This is a genomic window from Microcoleus sp. SVA1B4 (genome assembly GCF_036700545.1).
Taxonomy (GTDB): Bacteria; Cyanobacteriota; Cyanobacteriia; order Cyanobacteriales; family Microcoleaceae; genus Microcoleus.
On the sequence record NZ_JAUBPB010000040.1, the window covers coordinates 30,497 to 47,072 of the forward strand.

The window sequence follows — 16,576 nt, forward strand, 5'->3', positions numbered from 1 at the left end:
CAACCGTCAACTGTCAACCGTCAACTGTCAAGTGTTCAAACAGCAGCTAAACGCGATCGAATTTCCGTATCGGTATACTCCGGCGTCCAGCCTTCTTGCGTGGTAAAATAGCGCACCGCTTTAATTTTCCGCGCTGCTGTCAAATAAAACCAGTGTTCTGTATTCGCCGGCACGTTGATAAATTCTTCCGGCTGCACTGTGAGTTCGACTTGGCTGCCGTCGGGCCGCACGAAGCCGAAAATGCCCTCGCCTGCTACGATATAGCGGACTTCATCATCGGCGTGGATGTGGCACTTGTTGAATTTGGACAGCAAGGTGTCGAGGTTGGGAATGTCTGGGTGCAGTACAATTAAGTCTCGCGATTGATAGCCTGCGGTTTCCTTGAGTTGTTGAAAGTAGCCGTCGAGGGCTTGCAGCACTTGCTCTTTTTGATTGTCGTCTAGAGCATCTTTAGCTAACAAATTTTGAATTTCAGCGCTGTCACCCACGGGCCAGCGGTTGAGTTGAATGTTTAAGGAAGCGAGTTCTCGGGTAATGTCGCTTTGTTGAGTGTAGGTTGTACCGTTTTCGAGTTGCAGGATAGCCATGTTTGCACGTTCCAATTTTTGGGTGAGGCGATACACAGGCAGTGTGAAAGATGTTTGTCGATCGCGCCTGTACCAGAACCACAATTTTAACGCTAATTTGAACAAGCTTTTCGGCCTGTTCCACAACAGTTGAATATTTGTCGCGATAATATTATAAGTCAGGCGCCAGCTAGCACCAGCAGCGATGGCATTACTGATTTCTTAAATGTAACTTTTGCAACAACTATGCCTACTTATACTGGAATTTCTAGCGAAGCTTTTCAGCATCCCCTCGATCGCCAAGCTGAGGAATCGTTACGCAGCGTGCCTGGATTTGACTTAATTGCCAGCAAATTTGTAGAATTTGTCTACGAACGACCGCAATTCGTTTACCTAATGGGAAATAGCATTCAAGTCGGGCCGAGGCAATATGCCAGCATTTATCATATATTTCGGGAGTGCGTGCAGGCTTTAGATGTTTTTCCAGAACCGGGTTTGTTTGTTTCTCAGAATCCCTCAGTTAACAGCTATGCCCTGGGGAAAAACCAGCCTTATGTAGTATTAAACACTGGTCTTTTAGACTTGTTGGAAGAGCCAGAAATTCGGGTAGTATTGGCTCACGAGTTGGGACACATTAAATGCGGTCATCCAACTTTAAATCAAATGGCGACGTGGGCGATGAGCGTTGCCTCGACAATTGGCGAGATGACTTTCGGGCTGGGAAATATGGTCGGCAGCGGTTTAATTTACGCTTTTTATGAGTGGCGTCGCAAGGCTGAATTATCGGCAGATCGGGCGGCTTTGTTGGTGACGGATGACTTGAACAGTGTGATGAAAACGATGATGAAACTTGCGGGAGTTAGCAGTAAATATGCTGACCAATGCAGTTTGCAAGAATTTATCCGCCAGTCTGACAACTATCAAGAGCTCGATCGAGACAATCTCAACCAAGTGTATAAGTTTTTACTTTACAACGGCGGCCAAGGTGTGATGCTGAGTCACCCTTTCCCCGTGGAACGCCTGCGGTATTTGCGAGACTGGGCAAGTTCCGAAGAATACCGCCAAATTAAGCTGGGGAACTACAAGCGGGCTGTAGCTGAGGGTGCGGTTGATGTGAAGTCCCAAACGCCTAACAGCGAGACGGAGGCTTTGCGCCGTCAGATTGAAGAGTTGCAGCGGGAGATCGATCGGCAAAAATCAAAGCGAAACTAAGTTTCCTCGTCCCCAGGCTGAGCCTGGGGATGCAGATCCAGAGGCTCTGCCTCTTCTTCGCCAGGAGCAGCGAGGCAGAGCCTCTGGATCTCGGTTCCCAGGCAGAGCCTAGGAACCAGCTAACCAGCTAAACCAGCTAAATGTTTTGTTGAAGATTTACCGGATTTGAGGGAGGGGGAAACGTAAAAGGAAGGTAAACCAGTGAGAGACTTGCTCGCAACTGGCCTCCAATCTAAAAACTGTCCCCTCGTTTCGGAAATCTGTTTCTAAGGAGGTGTAGTTTAAATCAAGAGAAGCTTATAAATCAACGGGGCTAAAAAAAATGAATATTGATAACGCAATGAATACTAACAAGCCAACTTCTAATTTTTTCGGCAATGTGGGAAAAGTCGCGATCGCCCTGACTCTGCTAGCCGCCGGCATGGCATTTACAAATCCTGGGAGAGATCAATACCTAACTTATGCTTCCGGCGTACTCCAAAACGAGTTGGAAAACACTGTGTGCAAAGATTCTCGCGTGCCGAAAGCTTTGGGCGGCATTACAGATACTTTGATCGGCAGTTGCAAGAATTTGCTGACTTCGCAGCGGGGCACGATCGAAAGCTTGCTCGACAATACAACGCAGCGTCAGAATTTAGGCGTTGTCAGCATTTATACAACTGAACTGGGCAAAAAAAGCTATCAAACGGTTGGAGCTTTTGGTAATTTTGTGACGCTGCCACCTAGTTCTGAAAATGCTCAAAAGTAGAGTCAAATTAAGTTCAATTGCCGAAACCGGGTTTTTTAGAAAGCCCGGTTTTTGCTTAGGTAATTCTCTATCAGTAAATCTCAATAAATTCGGAGAGCGCAGCACATATTTTTAATGAGCCACGCTATTAGAGGCAAAATATTAAGTTTTCTTAAAGAAGAAAAGTTAGTGTCCCACTTAATATTAACATTAACGCTATAAAGTTTGATGTTTAACAAATAAGCAGATGGCAATGCAATTAAGTAAGGGTGAGAGATTTAATATCTCTAAAGAAGCGCCCGGTTTAAAAAAAATGGCGATCGCCCTCGGTTGGCAGGTGACAGAGGCAGGACAAAGCTACGATATTGATGTCTCTGCGTTTATGCTAGGTGCTGACGGCAAAATACCTAACGATAAATATTTGATCTTTTACAATAATTTGCAATCCTTTGACAGTTCGGTACTGCAATCGATTCCTGACAAAAACAACCGAAGTCAAGAAAATAAGACTATTTACGGCGTTATCTTAGAAAGAGTTAATCCTGAAATTGAGGAAATAACTTTTGTTGTGACTATTCACGAAGCAGATAAAATTAATGCAAATTTTAGCAATATCAAAAATGCTTTTATCAAAGTTTCCAATTTGGATACAAAAAGCGAACTTGTTCGGTATGAATTAAAAGAGAATTTTTCGCGAGAGACTGCTGTAGAATTTGGTCGTTTGTATAGAAAGAATGGAGAGTGGAGATTTCAGGCTGTAGGAGCAGGATATCAGGCAGGATTGCAGAGTTTTGTTGACAAGTATTGCAGCTAAAACATTAATAATATTTCTCCCATTACTCACGACTTGGCAGCGGGAACGACCGATGATTGGCCGTTTCCGGCTGGGGAGTGGGAGGTGGAGTCAGAACCGGAAGCGGAACAGTCTCGTCTGGAGCTTTTGGTAAATTTGTTACCTTGTTACCTAGTTCTGAAAATGCTCAAAAGTAGGGTCAAATTAAGTTCAATTGTAGAAACCGGTTGGGGCAGAAAGCCCGGTTTTCACTTAGGTAATTCTCTGTAAGTAAATCTCAATAAATTCAGATACAGGCAGCAGATATTTTTAATCAAGCCCGCGATTAGAGAAACTCTGTTAAATTTCATTAATTAAAAAACTTATTGTGCCACTTAACATTAAAATTAGGAGTATAAAATTTTAGGCTTAACAAATAAGCAGATGGTAATGCAATTAAGTAAGGGTGAGAGATTTAATCTTTCTAAAGACGCGCCCGGTTTAAAAAAAATGGCGATCGCCCTCGGTTGGCAGGTGACAGAGGCAGGACAAAGCTACGAGATTGATGTCTCTGCGTTTATGCTAGGTGCTGACGGCAAACTACCTAACGATAAATATTTTATCTTTTACAATAATCTGCAATCCTGTGACGGTTCGGTACTGCAATCGATTCCTGATAAAAACAACCGAGGTCAAGAGAATAAGAGTATTTACGGCGTTATTTTAGAGAAAATCAATCCTGAAATTGAGGAAATAACTTTTGCTGTCACTATTCACGAAGCAGATAAAATCAAGGCAAATTTTAGCAATATCAAAAATGCTTTTATCAAAATTACCAATTTGGATACGGGAAGCGAACTGGTTCGCTATGAATTAAAAGAGAATTTTTCGCGAGAGACTGCTGTAGAATTTGGTCGTTTGTATAAAAAGAATGGACAGTGGAGATTTCAGGCGGTAGGACAAGGATATGAGGCAGGATTGCAGAGTTTTGTTGACAAGTATCACAGCGGAAATAGCAATAATATTGCTCCCATTAGTAGGGAGTTGACAGCGGGAACAGCAGCAGATGATTTGCAGTTGCCTGCTTGGGATTTGGAGGTGGATTCAGAACCGGAAGCGGAACAGTCTCGTCAGACTCGAAGGGTACAGCCATCACGAATTAACAATCAAGTTAATAATAATTCGCGAAGCCGCAAAATACCCGCAGCTTTATTAGCAGGTTTAGGGGTTTTGGTGTTGGGAACAAGTGTAGGGACGATCGCCTTTATGCGATCGGCAAATGAAACGCTGAACCAAGCGAAAATACTGGCACTTGACACGCAGAATGCAGGAAAAGCCACCGATGTCAATTTGCTCAGAAGTTTGGATAAACGACTTAAAGAAACGATCGCCAATTTAGAGAAAATTCCTAACTTCCCCGGCTTTGGGTATCAGCAAGCTAGAGCAGATTTGCTGCAACTGCGCCCGATTTTGGTTCCAATAGCCCAAAACTTACAGGCGGCAGAAAGTCTAGCAACGGCTCAAAATTTGGCGATGGAAGCTGCTGTGGTTGTGCAAAAACCGCCTCATCCGATGGAAGTTTGGCAGCAGTCGCAAAGTAAATGGCAACAGGCGATCGCACTTTTAGAAGCGATAGATTCACGTACACCGGTTTATAATCTAGCTCAAAATAAGTTATCTAATTACCGAGCCAATCACGCTGTGATCAGTCAAAGAGTTGCGATCGCTCAAAAAGCTGCAAATTTCAGCAACCAAGGTTCTTTGAAAGTTCAAAAGGGAGATGTTCCGGGGGCGATCGCCAATTTTACTCAAGCTTTAGCGCTGAATCCGAACATACCTCAAGCTTACCTCGGATTGGGAATTGCTACTGGCCAACAGGGAAACAAGCAGCAGGCAATTTACAATTACGATCGAGCGCTGCAATTTAATCCTAACTTGGCAGAAGCTTATTTCGGTCGCGGTCAAGCATACTATGAATTGGGAAACAAGCAAAAGGCGATCGGGGATTATGAAGAAGCTATTCGCGTTAATCCTAATTATGGTTTGGCTTATTTGGAACGAGGTGCTATTCGCTGTATGTTGGGAACAAAATCGCCAGCAGTAGCAGACTTTCAACAAGCGGGAGAACTTTTCTTAAAGCAGGGAGACGGCAAGAATTACCAATTAGCACAAAGCTTTATTAATGATTGTCAAGAACCGAGTGCAGAGGCTGCAATCTGCGATTATCGAAGGAACATAGATTCCTTCGGCAGACCCTGCGGTCGCTCTGTTAATGTTCCGATTATAATTAGAAGAAAATCCGCGACTGCTACCTCAAACTCTGAGTCTACTGCTGTTAAAAGCAATAGCAGCGTTGAAAAAATCTCGCCTGCATATTCTGATAGCAGCAGCACAAGAACTCGCAGCAGGAGAAGAAGTAAAAGGTAAACGGCTGTTGCATTAGTTAATAGATGACAAAATTTGCTGGTAAGCATCGATAGTTTGTTGGGCGATCGCCTCCCAGTTATAATGCTTTTTGGCATACTCTTGGCCGTTCAATCCCCGCCGTTGACGCTCCTGTGGATTGAGAAGTGCTGATTTGATTGAATTGGCGATCGCCCCTATTTCCAAAGGTTCTACCCAGCCAGCTTCTGCTTGCTGTATGTCTTCCGCAATATGTATGCGATCGGAAATGGCGACAGGTACACCCGCAGCCATCGCTTCGGCTACAGCAATGCCAAAGTTTTCGTAATAAGAAGGCAATACAAATAAGTCGGCTTTTGTCAATAGTTCAACTTTTAAATCACCGCTCACAAAGCCAGTTATTGTTGTGTATTTTGCTAAGCTTGAATTCTGAATTTGTACTTTAATTTGTGTTTCATACTCAGCATCTTGGGGATTTGAACCAGCTAAAATAAAGTGAAACTCTATGCCCAATGCCAAAATACTTTCTAAGGCTGGAATTAACAAATCAAGCCCTTTTTTAGGTTCAATTCGCGACATAAATAAGATAATTGGCACTTCAGATTCCCGCAATCTCTTAGGAAACAAACCTGCTGTCACCCCCAATGGAATCACCAAATCCCGTGGCACAGGCATCTTGCCTGTGGAGTCCAAATCCCGTGGCACAGGCATCTTGCCTGTGAAATCCAAATCCCGTGGCACAGGCATCTTGCCTGTGAAGTCCAAATCCCGTGGCACAGGCAAGATGCCTGTGAAGTCCAAATCCCGTGGCACAGGCATCTTGCCTGTGAAGTCCAAATCCCGTGGCACAGGCATCTTGCCTGTGCTACCCAAACCAAATCTTTCTGAGATTTTAGCCTCTTCTTTACTTGTGAAATGAATTGCAGCAGCACCTGCTAAATTAGGGCGTTCTAAAAGCGTGGCATAAATCTGTTTCAAGCGCTTTTTTTTCTGCAAATCGGCAGGGTCAAGCATACCGCAGGGACGCATAATATATGGCAAATGATGATATCTTGCAATTGTAGCCGCGAGGGTAGTTACTGGTGAGAAAAGAGCGTGAATGTGAGCCAAGTCAAACTGTCGCGCGTTTTCATTTAACCACTGCAATAACGAGAGAGAAAACTTATATCTACGAAACGGAGAACAGCGGAAATAAATAATTTGATAACCGCTTTGTTTTATTGGTTGATTTAAAGGAACATCTAAAGGAAGTTGACCGATATCTCCGTTAGAATCTGTGGTGATAATTGTGACATCGATGCCTTGGGAAGCGAGGGCCGCAGAAAGTCCGAGTACCATTTGACTCGGCCCGCCGTAGACGAGGGAAATTGAGGGGATAATTTGGAGAATTCGCATGGTTAGCACTTGGTGTTAGCTGAGGTAGCTGGTTGTGTTATTATAGAAAGAATTGCAAAATTTGCACGTTATACTAATTTAGGCGATCGGAGGCAAGTTATGCTGATTGGATTCAGCGTCGGCAACTACAAATCTTTTAAAGAAACTGTCACCCTCAGCCTGGTAGCTTCGTCAATTACTGAGGAAGACAAAGAGCTGGATGAAAATAATGTATTCCCAATTAATGATAAGTTAAGCTTACTCAAAAGTGCTGCTATTTATGGAGCTAACGCCAGTGGTAAGAGCAACATTGTTGCTGCTATTAACTTTATGAAATGGTTTGTCCTAAACTCATCCAAAGAAACGCAAGTTTCAGAGGCGATCGATATTGAAGCATTTAGGCTAAGTACGGAGACAGAAAAAGAGCCGTCTTTCTTTGAAATCGTTTTTCTACTAGAAGACAAAACTTTTAGGTACGGTTTTGAGGTGAACGCGCGGGAAGTTGTTTCTGAGTGGCTATTTCAATCTGATGACAGTGAAGAAAAAATGCTTTTTGAACGGGATTTTGATAATTATATATTAGATGATTTCCCAGAGGGACAAGGAATTATCGATAAAACCCGAAGTAATGCTTTATTTCTTTCTGTAGTCGCACAATTTAATGGTAAAATTTCTGGTAAAATATTGCGGTGGTTCAGTAAAACTTTGCAATTGATATCAGGCTTGGAAGATAGAGAATACCGCAAGCAAACCTTGGAGTCTTTGGAGAATGCTGGGCACAGACACGATATTATTGAATTTATCAAAAAATTAGACTTAGGTATTTTAGGTATTGATGAGATCAAGATTAATATTCCACCTCCTGTATTTTTTATTTCTAATAATACAGAAAAATACGGTGGCTCCTACGGTAATTTATACCCTAACTCTGAAACCAAAACTACGGTGCACGTGCACACACTTCACCCAAAATATGATGCTGACGGTAAGCAGACTTCTAAGGTACTATTCGATATCGAAAAGCATGAATCCGAGGGAACAAACAAACTGTTTGCATTAGCAGGGCTGCTTCTCGATACTTTGAGGACAGGAAAGATTTTATTCATAGATGAACTTGATGCCCGACTGCATCCGCTGATTACTCGCGAATTAATCTGCTTATTCAATTCTAACGAGACTAATCCGCACAACGCACAGCTTATATTCACGACACACGACACAAACTTACTCAGCAGCAAGACTTTTCGCAAGGATCAAATATGGTTTACCGAAAAGGACAACAAGGGCGCTACTGATTTGTATTCTTTGGTAGAGTATAAAGTAGGAAAAGATGCCTCACTTGAGCGCGATTACATTATGGGTAAGTATGGAGCTATCCCTTTTATTGGTAATTTCAAAGAACTAATAGGTGAACTTCATGAATAAAAAAAGTTCGTCTAGAAAAACAAATATTGATTACTACAATAGAAAGGTTAAAACTAGAAGATGGTTTTTAATCGTGTGCGAAGGTGAGAAAACAGAACCCAACTATTTTAGAAGTTTCCCGGTAGACACAAAGGTAATTAAGCTGGATATCAAAGGAGAAGGAAAAAATACGAAGAGTTTAGTAGAAAAAGCTATTGAGTTAAAAAACGACACAGAATCCGACGAAAAAGACCGATTTTGGTGCGTGTTCGATCGCGATAAAAACCCTAAAAATCCTAACGACTCGCAAAATTTTAATTCAGCCATAACTCTTGCAAGAAATAACGGCATTGACGTAGCTTATTCAAATGATGCTTTTGAATTGTGGTATTTGCTGCACTTCGATTTTTATAATACGGGAATTTCTCGCCAGCGTTATCAAAATATGCTAACCAATAAATTGGGACACGAGTATAAGAAAAACAGCAAGACGATTTATGAGGAACTAAAAGACAAACAGCAAGATGCAATTAAACACGCAAAACGGCTTTTAATTGAATACGACCGCCCCAACCCTGAAAGTGATAATCCTTCAACAACAGTACATTTGCTAGTCGAAGAACTTAACAGTTTTATTCCTGATTGATGAAGGAGAAAGTCGTAGAAACCGGGTTTATAGCCGCCCCATGCGTAAGCCCTGCAACTTTCGTAGACGAGAGAAATTGAGGGGATAATTTGGAGAATCCGCATCAGGGATAGTTATTTAAATCAACATATCAACATTTCCCATTACAAATTTAATTATCTATCTGCAAAAGGCTGCCCCTCTAGCTGTTCAGCTTCCTCTCTCTTTGTTGCTGTAATCTGGGTATTGTGAGCCATTTTCTTGGAAAATTCATACATCTCACTGGCTTTGGCTTCCGCCGCTTTCACAATTTCCAGGATTTCCAGGAGTTGGCTTTCATCAGGTAATTGTTTCATGGCAATACTTCTAATTTCTCAACTACGTTTTTTATCATAACTTTAGTTTCTGGAGCCATCTTTAGCAAGGCTGCTAAATAATCTCCTGCTTTTTGAACATCTTCATCGGGCACACCAGCCATCAATACATTGCCCACAATGTGCTCTGCTTGTAAGCGAGTACCTGCTACGTTGAATTGAAAATTGGTGATGGAAGAAAAGTATTGCATCAGTATTTCATTCTGGGGAAAAAGAGACATGGCTCTTCTAAGTGCAAAAAGTCCCTGCGTTGCTTGGCGCTCGCTATCGTCTAATACCTGGTAGAGTTCGTTAACCAAAGAGCGTATGTCGGGAGGAATAGACATTTACTACAGTTTTTATTTAACACTTGCATTATAGCTAAAAGTTACAACAATTCTTTGTAGAATTCCAATAACTGCTCAGCTAAAGCTTTATTGGTATAATTGCTCATCGCTCTATGATAACCCCGATCGCCCAAATCGGCCGCCAACTCCCGCCGCTTCATCAATTTCTCCAAACATTCTCGCAAAACCCCTGCATTTCCTTCTGGGAATAATAAGCCCGCATCGCCGATGACGTGGGGAATTTCCCCGCAGTCGGAACCAATCACCGGAATTTTACAGGCCATCGCTTCAATTAAAACGTGACCAAATTGTTCTTTCCAGCCCACCGTGGTCAAAGTTTTGAATTTATAGCTGGTTTGCGAAGGCAATACCAAACAGTTCATTAAGTTAATGTAAGGGGGAATTTCTTCGTGGGAAACGCTTTCTACCCAGATTATTCGATCGCTGATTCCCCATTCAATACATTTTTCGGCGAGGTGCGTCCGCAATTTTCCTTGTCCTACTAACAGCCACTTCCAAGAGCTTTTTTTCAACCCTGCCAAGGCTTCAGCTAAAGTCAACAGTCCTTTTTCTTCGACAAATCGCCCTACAAATCCTACCACAAAATCGGTCGGTTTAATACCGAACCTGCGCGATAAATCAGCGTCTTTACCAGTGGGGCGAAACAAAGTTTCATCTACTCCGAGTTGCGGCATTACTTTTACCGCACCTTCATAGCCCCGCTGCCGCAAAATTTTAGCTCCATCTAAGTTACCTGCAATAATTCCGTCGGTGTGCTGAAGATTGTAATTTTCTAAGACTGAAACCGGCCAATTCAATTGATAAGGCAGATTCCACCAAGTAAATAATATATTTTTTGCTTCCAGTTTTAGCAGTTTATTTAGTAAAATTAACTGAGCGCAAGCAATAGATTTTGAACCTTGTTCAACTTGAATTATCTGCGGTTTAATTTTCTGCAGAACTCCAATTAAATCTGTACCAAAAGTTAGCAATCCTTGATTGTTTTGACTAAAGTTGGAGACTGGGACTACTTTAAATGAGCCTTTTTGATAAAATTTCGTTTCTATAATTTTATTTTGTATGCCTCCGGGTTTCCAACGCTGCGGCACTACAACTGTTACTTCAATATCGGGTTCTAGGTTGGCTAATATCTTGAATTTTTCCCGATTAATGTCCACAATATAGGTGTGACTAGCCACGAGAATTCTCATTTATTGGGAAGGGCGAATGGAGAATAGGTAATTATTGATCGTTAATCTGGTCTTGATGGCTATAACTTTGTCCATCATTCCACAGAGATTGAATTAGTGTATTTATAGCACTGAGAAAACCCAGGATATAAAAAGCAAATCTAGTTATAATTTTAATAGGCGAGGCGCTTTTATAACAAGGTGGATTTCCCAAAACGTGGCAGTCAAAGAGTTTGGCGAAAAATCGCAGGCATTGAAAGGCTGTTAAATTTTTCAATCCCATGAGGAAATGGTTGTGATAAAATGTGACTTGATACTCGATCGATCGCGTACTGACATCGTGACACCCGCCGCTCTCTTCCCCCAAGTGAACTAAACACGCATTGGGATCGTACCAAATTTTCATGCCAGTCGATCGCAATCTCAAACAAAAATCCGACTCCTCCCGCACCGCACTCCCTGCAAACCGCTCGTCAAACCTCAGCCCGCACTCGGCAAAAACCTGTCGGCGAAATGACATATTACAGCCTCTAGCCGAGAGCACCTGCTGCGGTTTTACTGTATGCACCAAATCCATAAAATACCAGGCAATGCCTGGATCCATAGCTTCTGAGGGCAAATATTCGATCGCCAAATCGCCTCCAGAATTATCGAGTTTCATTCTGTCAAAAACCCTGCCCGCCACACATCCCACATCGGGTTTTTCTAAATAATTGTCAGCGTGAGCCGCCAAAAAACCATCTGGCAATTGTACATCATCATCAATAAATAAAATAATTTCTCCAACTGCGCGCCGCACTGCATAATTTCGAGCCGCCGGTAAACTCGCCCAATCTACTCTAAACCAGCGAATTTGGCCAGCATTTGCCAATTCCTCTAAATAAACTTGAGTTTCCGATTCGTGGGTGCGAGTTTGATCAATTACCAGCACTTCAAAATTCGGGTAATTTTGCCTAATCGCATCAGCCAATGTCTCTCGCAGAGGTTGCTCGCGGTTGTAGGTAGGTATCACAACAGAAATCATCATCACACAATTGAGTGAAAATAAAGTTAAGGGTAGGCAGGATGCCTGCCCCCCTCGTTATTTTTGGAGAAGTTGATTAAAACTCGAAATTAATAGTTAGAAATTTTGATTTATGAATTTTGAATTAAAAGATTTCAACTCAAAACTCAAAACTCAAAATTCAAAAGTTCTAGCACTTCCCCATTTCCATCAGATAGCGATGTGTTGCTGAACGGCTAAAACTAAATTTTCAGTCCAGAAATTAGCCAATTCGGCGCTGGCCGCTTCCACCATAACTCGGATTAGCGGTTCAGTGCCAGAAGCGCGAACCAAAACCCGTCCCTGTTCTCCCATTGCTGTTGTAGCACGATCGATCGCACTTTGCATTGCCTCGCACTCGTGCCATTTCAGGCGTTTTTCGCGATCGTCCACCCGAATATTTCGCAACAACTGCGGATAAGTTTGGAAACTGCCACTTACCAATTGTGCCAAAGATTCCCCGGACTGGCGCACCAGCGAAGCCAAATGCAAAGCCGTCAGCAAACCGTCGCCGCTGATACCGTAATGCGGACAAAGAATGTGTCCCGACTGTTCGCCGCCCAACATCGCACCAGTGCGCTGCATTTCAGCGTGAACGTACTGATCTCCGACGTTCGTTCTAATTAGTTTGCCGCCCAATTCTTCCCAAGCTCGCTCGAAGCCGAGGTTAGCCATTACAGTAGAAATAATTAAATTGGATGGTAACTGTTGGGACTCGCGCAACTGCCGGCCCCACAGATAAAGAATGTAATCGCCGTCAATCGTTCGCCCTTGGTTGTCAACACCCAAAACTCGATCGGCATCGCCGTCAAAAGCAAATCCCAAATCGGCATTGTGTTCCAAAACCGCCGCTTGCAAACTGTCGAGATGAGTAGAACCGCAGTTAACATTAATACGAGATCCATCAGGAGAGTCGTGCAAACAGATCACATCCGCCCCCATTTGCGCGAACACCGCCGGCGCCAAACCTGCGGCAGCCCCCCAAGCCAAATCCAAAACTATCCGCATTCCCTCCAAATTCATCTGTTGCAGCGAATCACAGAGCGAAGTGGCATAATCTTTAACCAACTCAGAGCGATGGTAGTGGTGTCCCCAACCTAAGCTAGCAATTGGAACCTTTGCCCCCCGGATTCCCGCTTCGATTTGTTCCTGCAACTGCTGCGACAGCTTGGAGCCGTTTGAGTCGAAAAATTTAATGCCGTTGTCTTCTGGGGGATTGTGAGAAGCCGAAATCATCACTCCGCCGACCGACTCCGAAACGCTTGCCAGATAAGCAACGCAGGGAGTGGGACACAATCCCAAATTCCACACTTCCAAACCGGCGGCCGTCAAACCCGCTGACAGTGCCATTGCCAGCATATCGCTGGAATTCCTGCTGTCTTGCCCCAAAATCACAGGGCCCTGGTTGGGGGAATTTTGGCGTAGAACTTGTCCAGCCCAGAAGCCCACTTGCAGGGCTAGGGGTGCATTCAGCAATTCTCCAACTTTCCCGCGAATGCCGTCTGTGCCGAAGAGTTTGGTATTGGGCAGGGGGAGGCTATCTCCCAGCAGAATCGTATCGCGTTTGACTGGCTGTACCGAGTTAGCAGCCGGAAACTCGCTGCCACGAGGGCGCGAAGGTGTCTGAACCATATTCACTCCTTTAGGAATATTCACACTCACACTTTGGGTTCATGTTACAACTGAAAGTCTTTATTTTCAGCCTAAACTTCATTTATTTCGTCAATTGCTGAGGCAACTTGCTCTGACAACCTACGCACAAAGCTTAACTTCATCGGAAAAATTTGTATGGTATTCAAGGGAAAAACTTTTAGTACCGGGGGCGCCCACGCCCGGAAACCCGGTTTCTTTCTGCCTCCAGGCGTGACGGTGCTGCGGTTTGAGCCGATCAGCAACTGCGGCTATAGAAAGTTAATGCTGTATTGCCGTATACTTTGTGGCGGCAAATTTCTAGGCCGGAAATCGCTTGTGTCGATCGCTCCGGGCTGTGTTCGACGGCCATTTCGCCATTTGGTGCTAGCATTTCTTGGCTGGCGATCGTGTTTAACACAGGTTCGTACAAGTCGCTGGCGTAGGGCGGATCGAAGTAAATGCGATCGAACTGCTGCCCCGCTAGTGTTGCCAATTTCGCCGTCGCGTTTCCCCGCAGTATTTGGAATGTTTGGGACGAGTCTGCTACTTGCTCCCAGTTTTCGCGGATAATCGCACAAGCTTTCGCCGACTGTTCGATGCCAGTGACACTAGCGGCTTGCCGACACAAAGCTTCTGCACCCATGGAACCACTGCCGGTACAAATGTCAAGCCATCTGCAATCTGCGATCGTCCCTTGCCAAATATTAAATAAAGCTTCTCTGACTCGCGAAGGTGTAGGGCGAGTTGCGAGTCCCGGCAGGGTTTTTATTTGGCGATTGCCACAGATTCTTAAACTCATTTAGGAAGAAGGAAGTTCGGCAACGGATTCTGTAACGGATGTAACGGATGTAACTCACATCTTGCACCATTCTCAAGAACAGGCAAGATGCCCGTTCCACAAAGAGTGAATTTTCTTGTGGAACAGGCATCTTGCCTGTTCCTAAACAAGTAATTGAGAATGGTGCAACATCTCAGATGTAACGGATGTCAGGAAGAAAGAATACTTTTAAAAATGTCAAACCCGGTTTCGGCAATCTACCGGGTTTTTAAAGATTCATTCCACCTAAGCGGGTACTTTTTCCCTCACCAGACTGACAAAATTTGACAGCATTTGCAATCCCGTACTCGAAGACTTTTCGGGGTGAAATTGCACGGCCATCAGATTGTCTTTAGCTATAGCTGCCGTCACGTTTTGACTACCGTGACTCACGATTGCCGATCGCACTTCCAAATCAACTGGATCGACATAATAAGAATGCACGAAATAAACCCAAGGATCAGACGGTAAATTTTCCCACAGCGGCAAATCCGGCCCAGGAAATTCCAATTGATTCCATCCCATGTGGGGAATTGTCAAACCAGGTTCCGAGCGAAATCGGCGCACTTTTCCGGCAATAACGCCCAATCCCGGTTCTACGCCTTCTTCGGAACTTTCAAACAGAATTTGCAAACCCAAACAAATGCCTAAAAAAGGTTTTCCAGAGGCGATCGCCCTTTTTATCGGTTCTATCAAATTGCGCGATCGTAAATTCTGCATTGCCGGGTCAAACGAACCCACTCCCGGCAAAACCACCGCATCAGCCTGCTCGATTATAGCAGGAGAATCTGTAATTTTTGGCACTGCACCCACATTTTCCAAGCCTTTACAGACTGAGTGCAGATTGCCCATGTCATAGTCTACTACTGCAATGACAGACATTGACTTACTTGCCTTATATTATCAATATCAGTATTATTGCACAAATATGACAGCGAAAATCCTGCTAACCTCATTTGATACTTGGCTTCCCCATCAGCAATCCAACTCTTCGGACGACTTATTAGCCAAGATTTCCCAGATGAAATCTTTGCCTGATTCCCTGACTTTTTTGAGGAAACTGCCCGTAGATTTTCAGCTAGCACCAAATTTGGCGATCGCCCAAATCAACCAACTCCAACCCGACACTATTATCTGCTGTGGCATGGCCGAAAGCCGGCAAAAATTAACCGTGGAATCTTGCGCTTGCTGCGATAGCGACATTCGGAAAACCGCAGTTAATCTCGAACCGCTAGTCGCTGATTTAGCTGCAACAGAAATCAGCCACGAAGCCGGAAAATTTGTATGCGAAGCCCTCTATTATGCAGTTTTAAAACACCTTGCAGATTCTCAACTTAGCACCAAATGTATTTTCGTACACGTACCAATTTTGACAGAAGAAAATGCCGACAAAATTGTCGCCGATTTTTTATTAATTTTAACTCGCATCCCTTAACAACTGACAACTGACAACTGACAACTGCCAATTGCCAATTGCCAACTTTCTAACCGCCGTAATTCCAACCGGTGCTTTCTAGCAGCAACGGATTTCCTTCTCGGTGGACGCCGGCTGCCAAAACTTCTCCCACATAAACTGTGTGGTCTCCGTGTTCCACAGAACCGACAACTTTACACTCGATGTAACCCAGAGAATCCGAGATAATCGGACAACCAGTTTCCGCGCCCGGATAAAATTCTACATCCTCAAATTTATTGCCAACGCGGCGCTGCTGCTTGAAGAATTTCTGGGCTAACTCTTTTTGCCCTGCTTCTAGGAAACTCAAAGCAAAGACACCGCTGGCTTTGATCATGGCGTGGGATTTGGAGTCTTGCTTGACGCAGTTGACAACTAAGGGAGGGGTAAAGGAAGATTGCATCACCCAGCTAGCGGTGAAACCGTTGACTTCCTCCCCGTCTTTGACACCGCAGATGTACAATCCGTGAGGGATTTTCCGCAAGATGGTCTTTTTAGCTTGTTCGTCTAGCACGGGCTTACCTGTTCGATCGATAATTCTACACCGCTCAGTTTACCAATGTCGGGCCCACAAACCCACCTGTCTTAAGGGCTATTCGCTAATATTGCCTTTTTCGATCCCAAACTTGACACCAGTTTTAAGTGAAAATTAACAACTC

Annotated in this window: 17 protein-coding genes; 7 read left to right on the plus strand and 10 right to left on the minus strand. The window is 43.9% G+C overall.

Annotation, left to right across the window (positions count from 1 at the left end):
• Nucleotides 1-35: 35 nt before the first annotated feature.
• A complete protein-coding gene (locus QT987_RS18410) occupies nucleotides 36-587 on the minus strand; it encodes an acireductone dioxygenase (RefSeq protein ID WP_333242671.1) in 552 nt (183 codons plus the stop codon).
• 225 nt (nucleotides 588-812) lie between these two features.
• Between QT987_RS18410 and QT987_RS18415 the strand changes: the two genes are divergently transcribed.
• The 4 genes from QT987_RS18415 to QT987_RS18430 all read left to right on the plus strand — a co-directional run bounded on the left by QT987_RS18415 (nucleotide 813) and on the right by QT987_RS18430 (nucleotide 5,704).
• Entirely contained in the window at nucleotides 813-1,778 is a 966-nt protein-coding gene (locus tag QT987_RS18415; RefSeq protein ID WP_333242599.1) for a M48 family metallopeptidase, read from the plus strand.
• Between the two features lie 322 nt (nucleotides 1,779-2,100).
• Nucleotides 2,101-2,526, plus strand: coding sequence for a DUF4359 domain-containing protein (locus QT987_RS18420; RefSeq protein ID WP_333242602.1), 426 nt, complete (start codon nucleotides 2,101-2,103; stop codon nucleotides 2,524-2,526).
• 232 nt (nucleotides 2,527-2,758) lie between these two features.
• Complete coding sequence (locus QT987_RS18425; RefSeq protein ID WP_333242605.1) at nucleotides 2,759-3,319, plus strand: TerD family protein; 561 nt, start codon at nucleotides 2,759-2,761, stop codon at nucleotides 3,317-3,319.
• Between the two features lie 408 nt (nucleotides 3,320-3,727).
• Nucleotides 3,728-5,704: a TerD family protein gene (locus QT987_RS18430; RefSeq protein WP_333242609.1), complete on the plus strand. Its 1,977-nt coding sequence runs from the start codon at nucleotides 3,728-3,730 to the stop codon at nucleotides 5,702-5,704.
• A gap of 12 nt (nucleotides 5,705-5,716) precedes the next feature.
• Here the strand turns inward: QT987_RS18430 and QT987_RS18435 are convergent, their stop codons facing one another.
• Nucleotides 5,717-7,075: a glycosyltransferase gene (locus tag QT987_RS18435; protein ID WP_333242612.1), complete on the minus strand. Its 1,359-nt coding sequence runs from the start codon at nucleotides 7,073-7,075 to the stop codon at nucleotides 5,717-5,719.
• 12 nt (nucleotides 7,076-7,087) lie between these two features.
• Here QT987_RS18435 and QT987_RS18440 point away from each other — a divergent pair, with 12 nt between their 5' ends.
• Both QT987_RS18440 and QT987_RS18445 read left to right on the plus strand, forming a co-directional pair.
• On the plus strand, nucleotides 7,088-8,479 hold the full coding sequence (locus QT987_RS18440; protein WP_333242615.1) for an ATP-binding protein: 1,392 nt from the start codon (nucleotides 7,088-7,090) through the stop codon (nucleotides 8,477-8,479).
• A complete protein-coding gene (locus QT987_RS18445; protein ID WP_333242618.1) occupies nucleotides 8,472-9,104 on the plus strand; it encodes an RloB family protein in 633 nt (210 codons plus the stop codon). Before QT987_RS18440 ends, QT987_RS18445 begins: the two co-directional genes overlap by 8 nt.
• A 155-nt stretch (nucleotides 9,105-9,259) precedes the next feature.
• On the opposite strand, the gene QT987_RS18450 is transcribed toward QT987_RS18445, so the two are convergent.
• From QT987_RS18450 to hisH, 7 genes are all read right to left on the minus strand, one after another.
• Nucleotides 9,260-9,439 carry a hypothetical protein gene (locus QT987_RS18450; protein WP_333242621.1) on the minus strand — a complete coding sequence of 60 codons (180 nt, stop codon included), beginning with the start codon at nucleotides 9,437-9,439 and terminating at the stop codon, nucleotides 9,260-9,262.
• The gene (locus QT987_RS18455; protein ID WP_333242623.1) at nucleotides 9,436-9,783 is read right to left on the minus strand and encodes a hypothetical protein; all 348 of its coding nucleotides are present in this window, start codon (nucleotides 9,781-9,783) and stop codon (nucleotides 9,436-9,438) included. The genes QT987_RS18450 and QT987_RS18455 overlap by 4 nt, the downstream gene beginning before the upstream one ends.
• Nucleotides 9,784-9,824: 41 nt before the next feature.
• A complete protein-coding gene (gene hpsO / locus QT987_RS18460) occupies nucleotides 9,825-10,994 on the minus strand; it encodes a hormogonium polysaccharide biosynthesis glycosyltransferase HpsO (protein WP_333242626.1) in 1,170 nt (389 codons plus the stop codon).
• A gap of 31 nt (nucleotides 10,995-11,025) precedes the next feature.
• Complete coding sequence (hpsN, locus tag QT987_RS18465; RefSeq protein ID WP_333242630.1) at nucleotides 11,026-12,000, minus strand: hormogonium polysaccharide biosynthesis glycosyltransferase HpsN; 975 nt, start codon at nucleotides 11,998-12,000, stop codon at nucleotides 11,026-11,028.
• Nucleotides 12,001-12,186: 186 nt separating this feature from the next.
• Nucleotides 12,187-13,647 (minus strand): phosphoglucosamine mutase, encoded by a 1,461-nt coding sequence (glmM, locus tag QT987_RS18470; protein WP_333242674.1) that lies wholly within the window; start codon nucleotides 13,645-13,647, stop codon nucleotides 12,187-12,189.
• Between the two features lie 256 nt (nucleotides 13,648-13,903).
• Nucleotides 13,904-14,446, minus strand: coding sequence for a 16S rRNA (guanine(966)-N(2))-methyltransferase RsmD (rsmD, locus tag QT987_RS18475; protein WP_333242633.1), 543 nt, complete (start codon nucleotides 14,444-14,446; stop codon nucleotides 13,904-13,906).
• A 264-nt stretch (nucleotides 14,447-14,710) separates the two neighbouring features.
• Complete coding sequence (gene hisH, locus QT987_RS18480) at nucleotides 14,711-15,346, minus strand: imidazole glycerol phosphate synthase subunit HisH (RefSeq protein ID WP_333242636.1); 636 nt, start codon at nucleotides 15,344-15,346, stop codon at nucleotides 14,711-14,713.
• A gap of 46 nt (nucleotides 15,347-15,392) precedes the next feature.
• Here hisH and QT987_RS18485 point away from each other — a divergent pair, with 46 nt between their 5' ends.
• Nucleotides 15,393-15,899, plus strand: coding sequence for a pyroglutamyl-peptidase I family protein (locus tag QT987_RS18485; RefSeq protein ID WP_333242639.1), 507 nt, complete (start codon nucleotides 15,393-15,395; stop codon nucleotides 15,897-15,899).
• Between the two features lie 49 nt (nucleotides 15,900-15,948).
• Here QT987_RS18485 and QT987_RS18490 read toward each other — a convergent pair whose 3' ends face one another.
• On the minus strand, nucleotides 15,949-16,431 hold the full coding sequence (locus QT987_RS18490) for a flavin reductase family protein (protein ID WP_333225004.1): 483 nt from the start codon (nucleotides 16,429-16,431) through the stop codon (nucleotides 15,949-15,951).
• Between the last annotated feature and the right edge of the window lie 145 nt (nucleotides 16,432-16,576).

Bases quoted from the DNA above. Each gene is read 5' to 3' on its own strand.
- QT987_RS18410 (WP_333242671.1), bottom strand. From the start codon at position 587: ATGGCTATCCTGCAACTCGAAAACGGTACAACCTACACTCAACAAAGC.
- QT987_RS18415 (WP_333242599.1), top strand. From the start codon at position 813: ATGCCTACTTATACTGGAATTTCTAGCGAAGCTTTTCAGCATCCCCTC.
- QT987_RS18420 (WP_333242602.1), top strand. From the start codon at position 2,101: ATGAATATTGATAACGCAATGAATACTAACAAGCCAACTTCTAATTTT.
- QT987_RS18425 (WP_333242605.1), top strand. From the start codon at position 2,759: ATGCAATTAAGTAAGGGTGAGAGATTTAATATCTCTAAAGAAGCGCCC.
- QT987_RS18430 (WP_333242609.1), top strand. From the start codon at position 3,728: ATGCAATTAAGTAAGGGTGAGAGATTTAATCTTTCTAAAGACGCGCCC.
- QT987_RS18435 (WP_333242612.1), bottom strand. From the start codon at position 7,075: ATGCGAATTCTCCAAATTATCCCCTCAATTTCCCTCGTCTACGGCGGG.
- QT987_RS18445 (WP_333242618.1), top strand. From the start codon at position 8,472: ATGAATAAAAAAAGTTCGTCTAGAAAAACAAATATTGATTACTACAAT.
- QT987_RS18450 (WP_333242621.1), bottom strand. From the start codon at position 9,439: ATGAAACAATTACCTGATGAAAGCCAACTCCTGGAAATCCTGGAAATT.
- QT987_RS18455 (WP_333242623.1), bottom strand. From the start codon at position 9,783: ATGTCTATTCCTCCCGACATACGCTCTTTGGTTAACGAACTCTACCAG.
- hpsO (WP_333242626.1), bottom strand. From the start codon at position 10,994: ATGAGAATTCTCGTGGCTAGTCACACCTATATTGTGGACATTAATCGG.
- hpsN (WP_333242630.1), bottom strand. From the start codon at position 12,000: ATGATGATTTCTGTTGTGATACCTACCTACAACCGCGAGCAACCTCTG.
- glmM (WP_333242674.1), bottom strand. From the start codon at position 13,647: ATGGTTCAGACACCTTCGCGCCCTCGTGGCAGCGAGTTTCCGGCTGCT.
- rsmD (WP_333242633.1), bottom strand. From the start codon at position 14,446: ATGAGTTTAAGAATCTGTGGCAATCGCCAAATAAAAACCCTGCCGGGA.
- hisH (WP_333242636.1), bottom strand. From the start codon at position 15,346: ATGTCTGTCATTGCAGTAGTAGACTATGACATGGGCAATCTGCACTCA.
- QT987_RS18485 (WP_333242639.1), top strand. From the start codon at position 15,393: ATGACAGCGAAAATCCTGCTAACCTCATTTGATACTTGGCTTCCCCAT.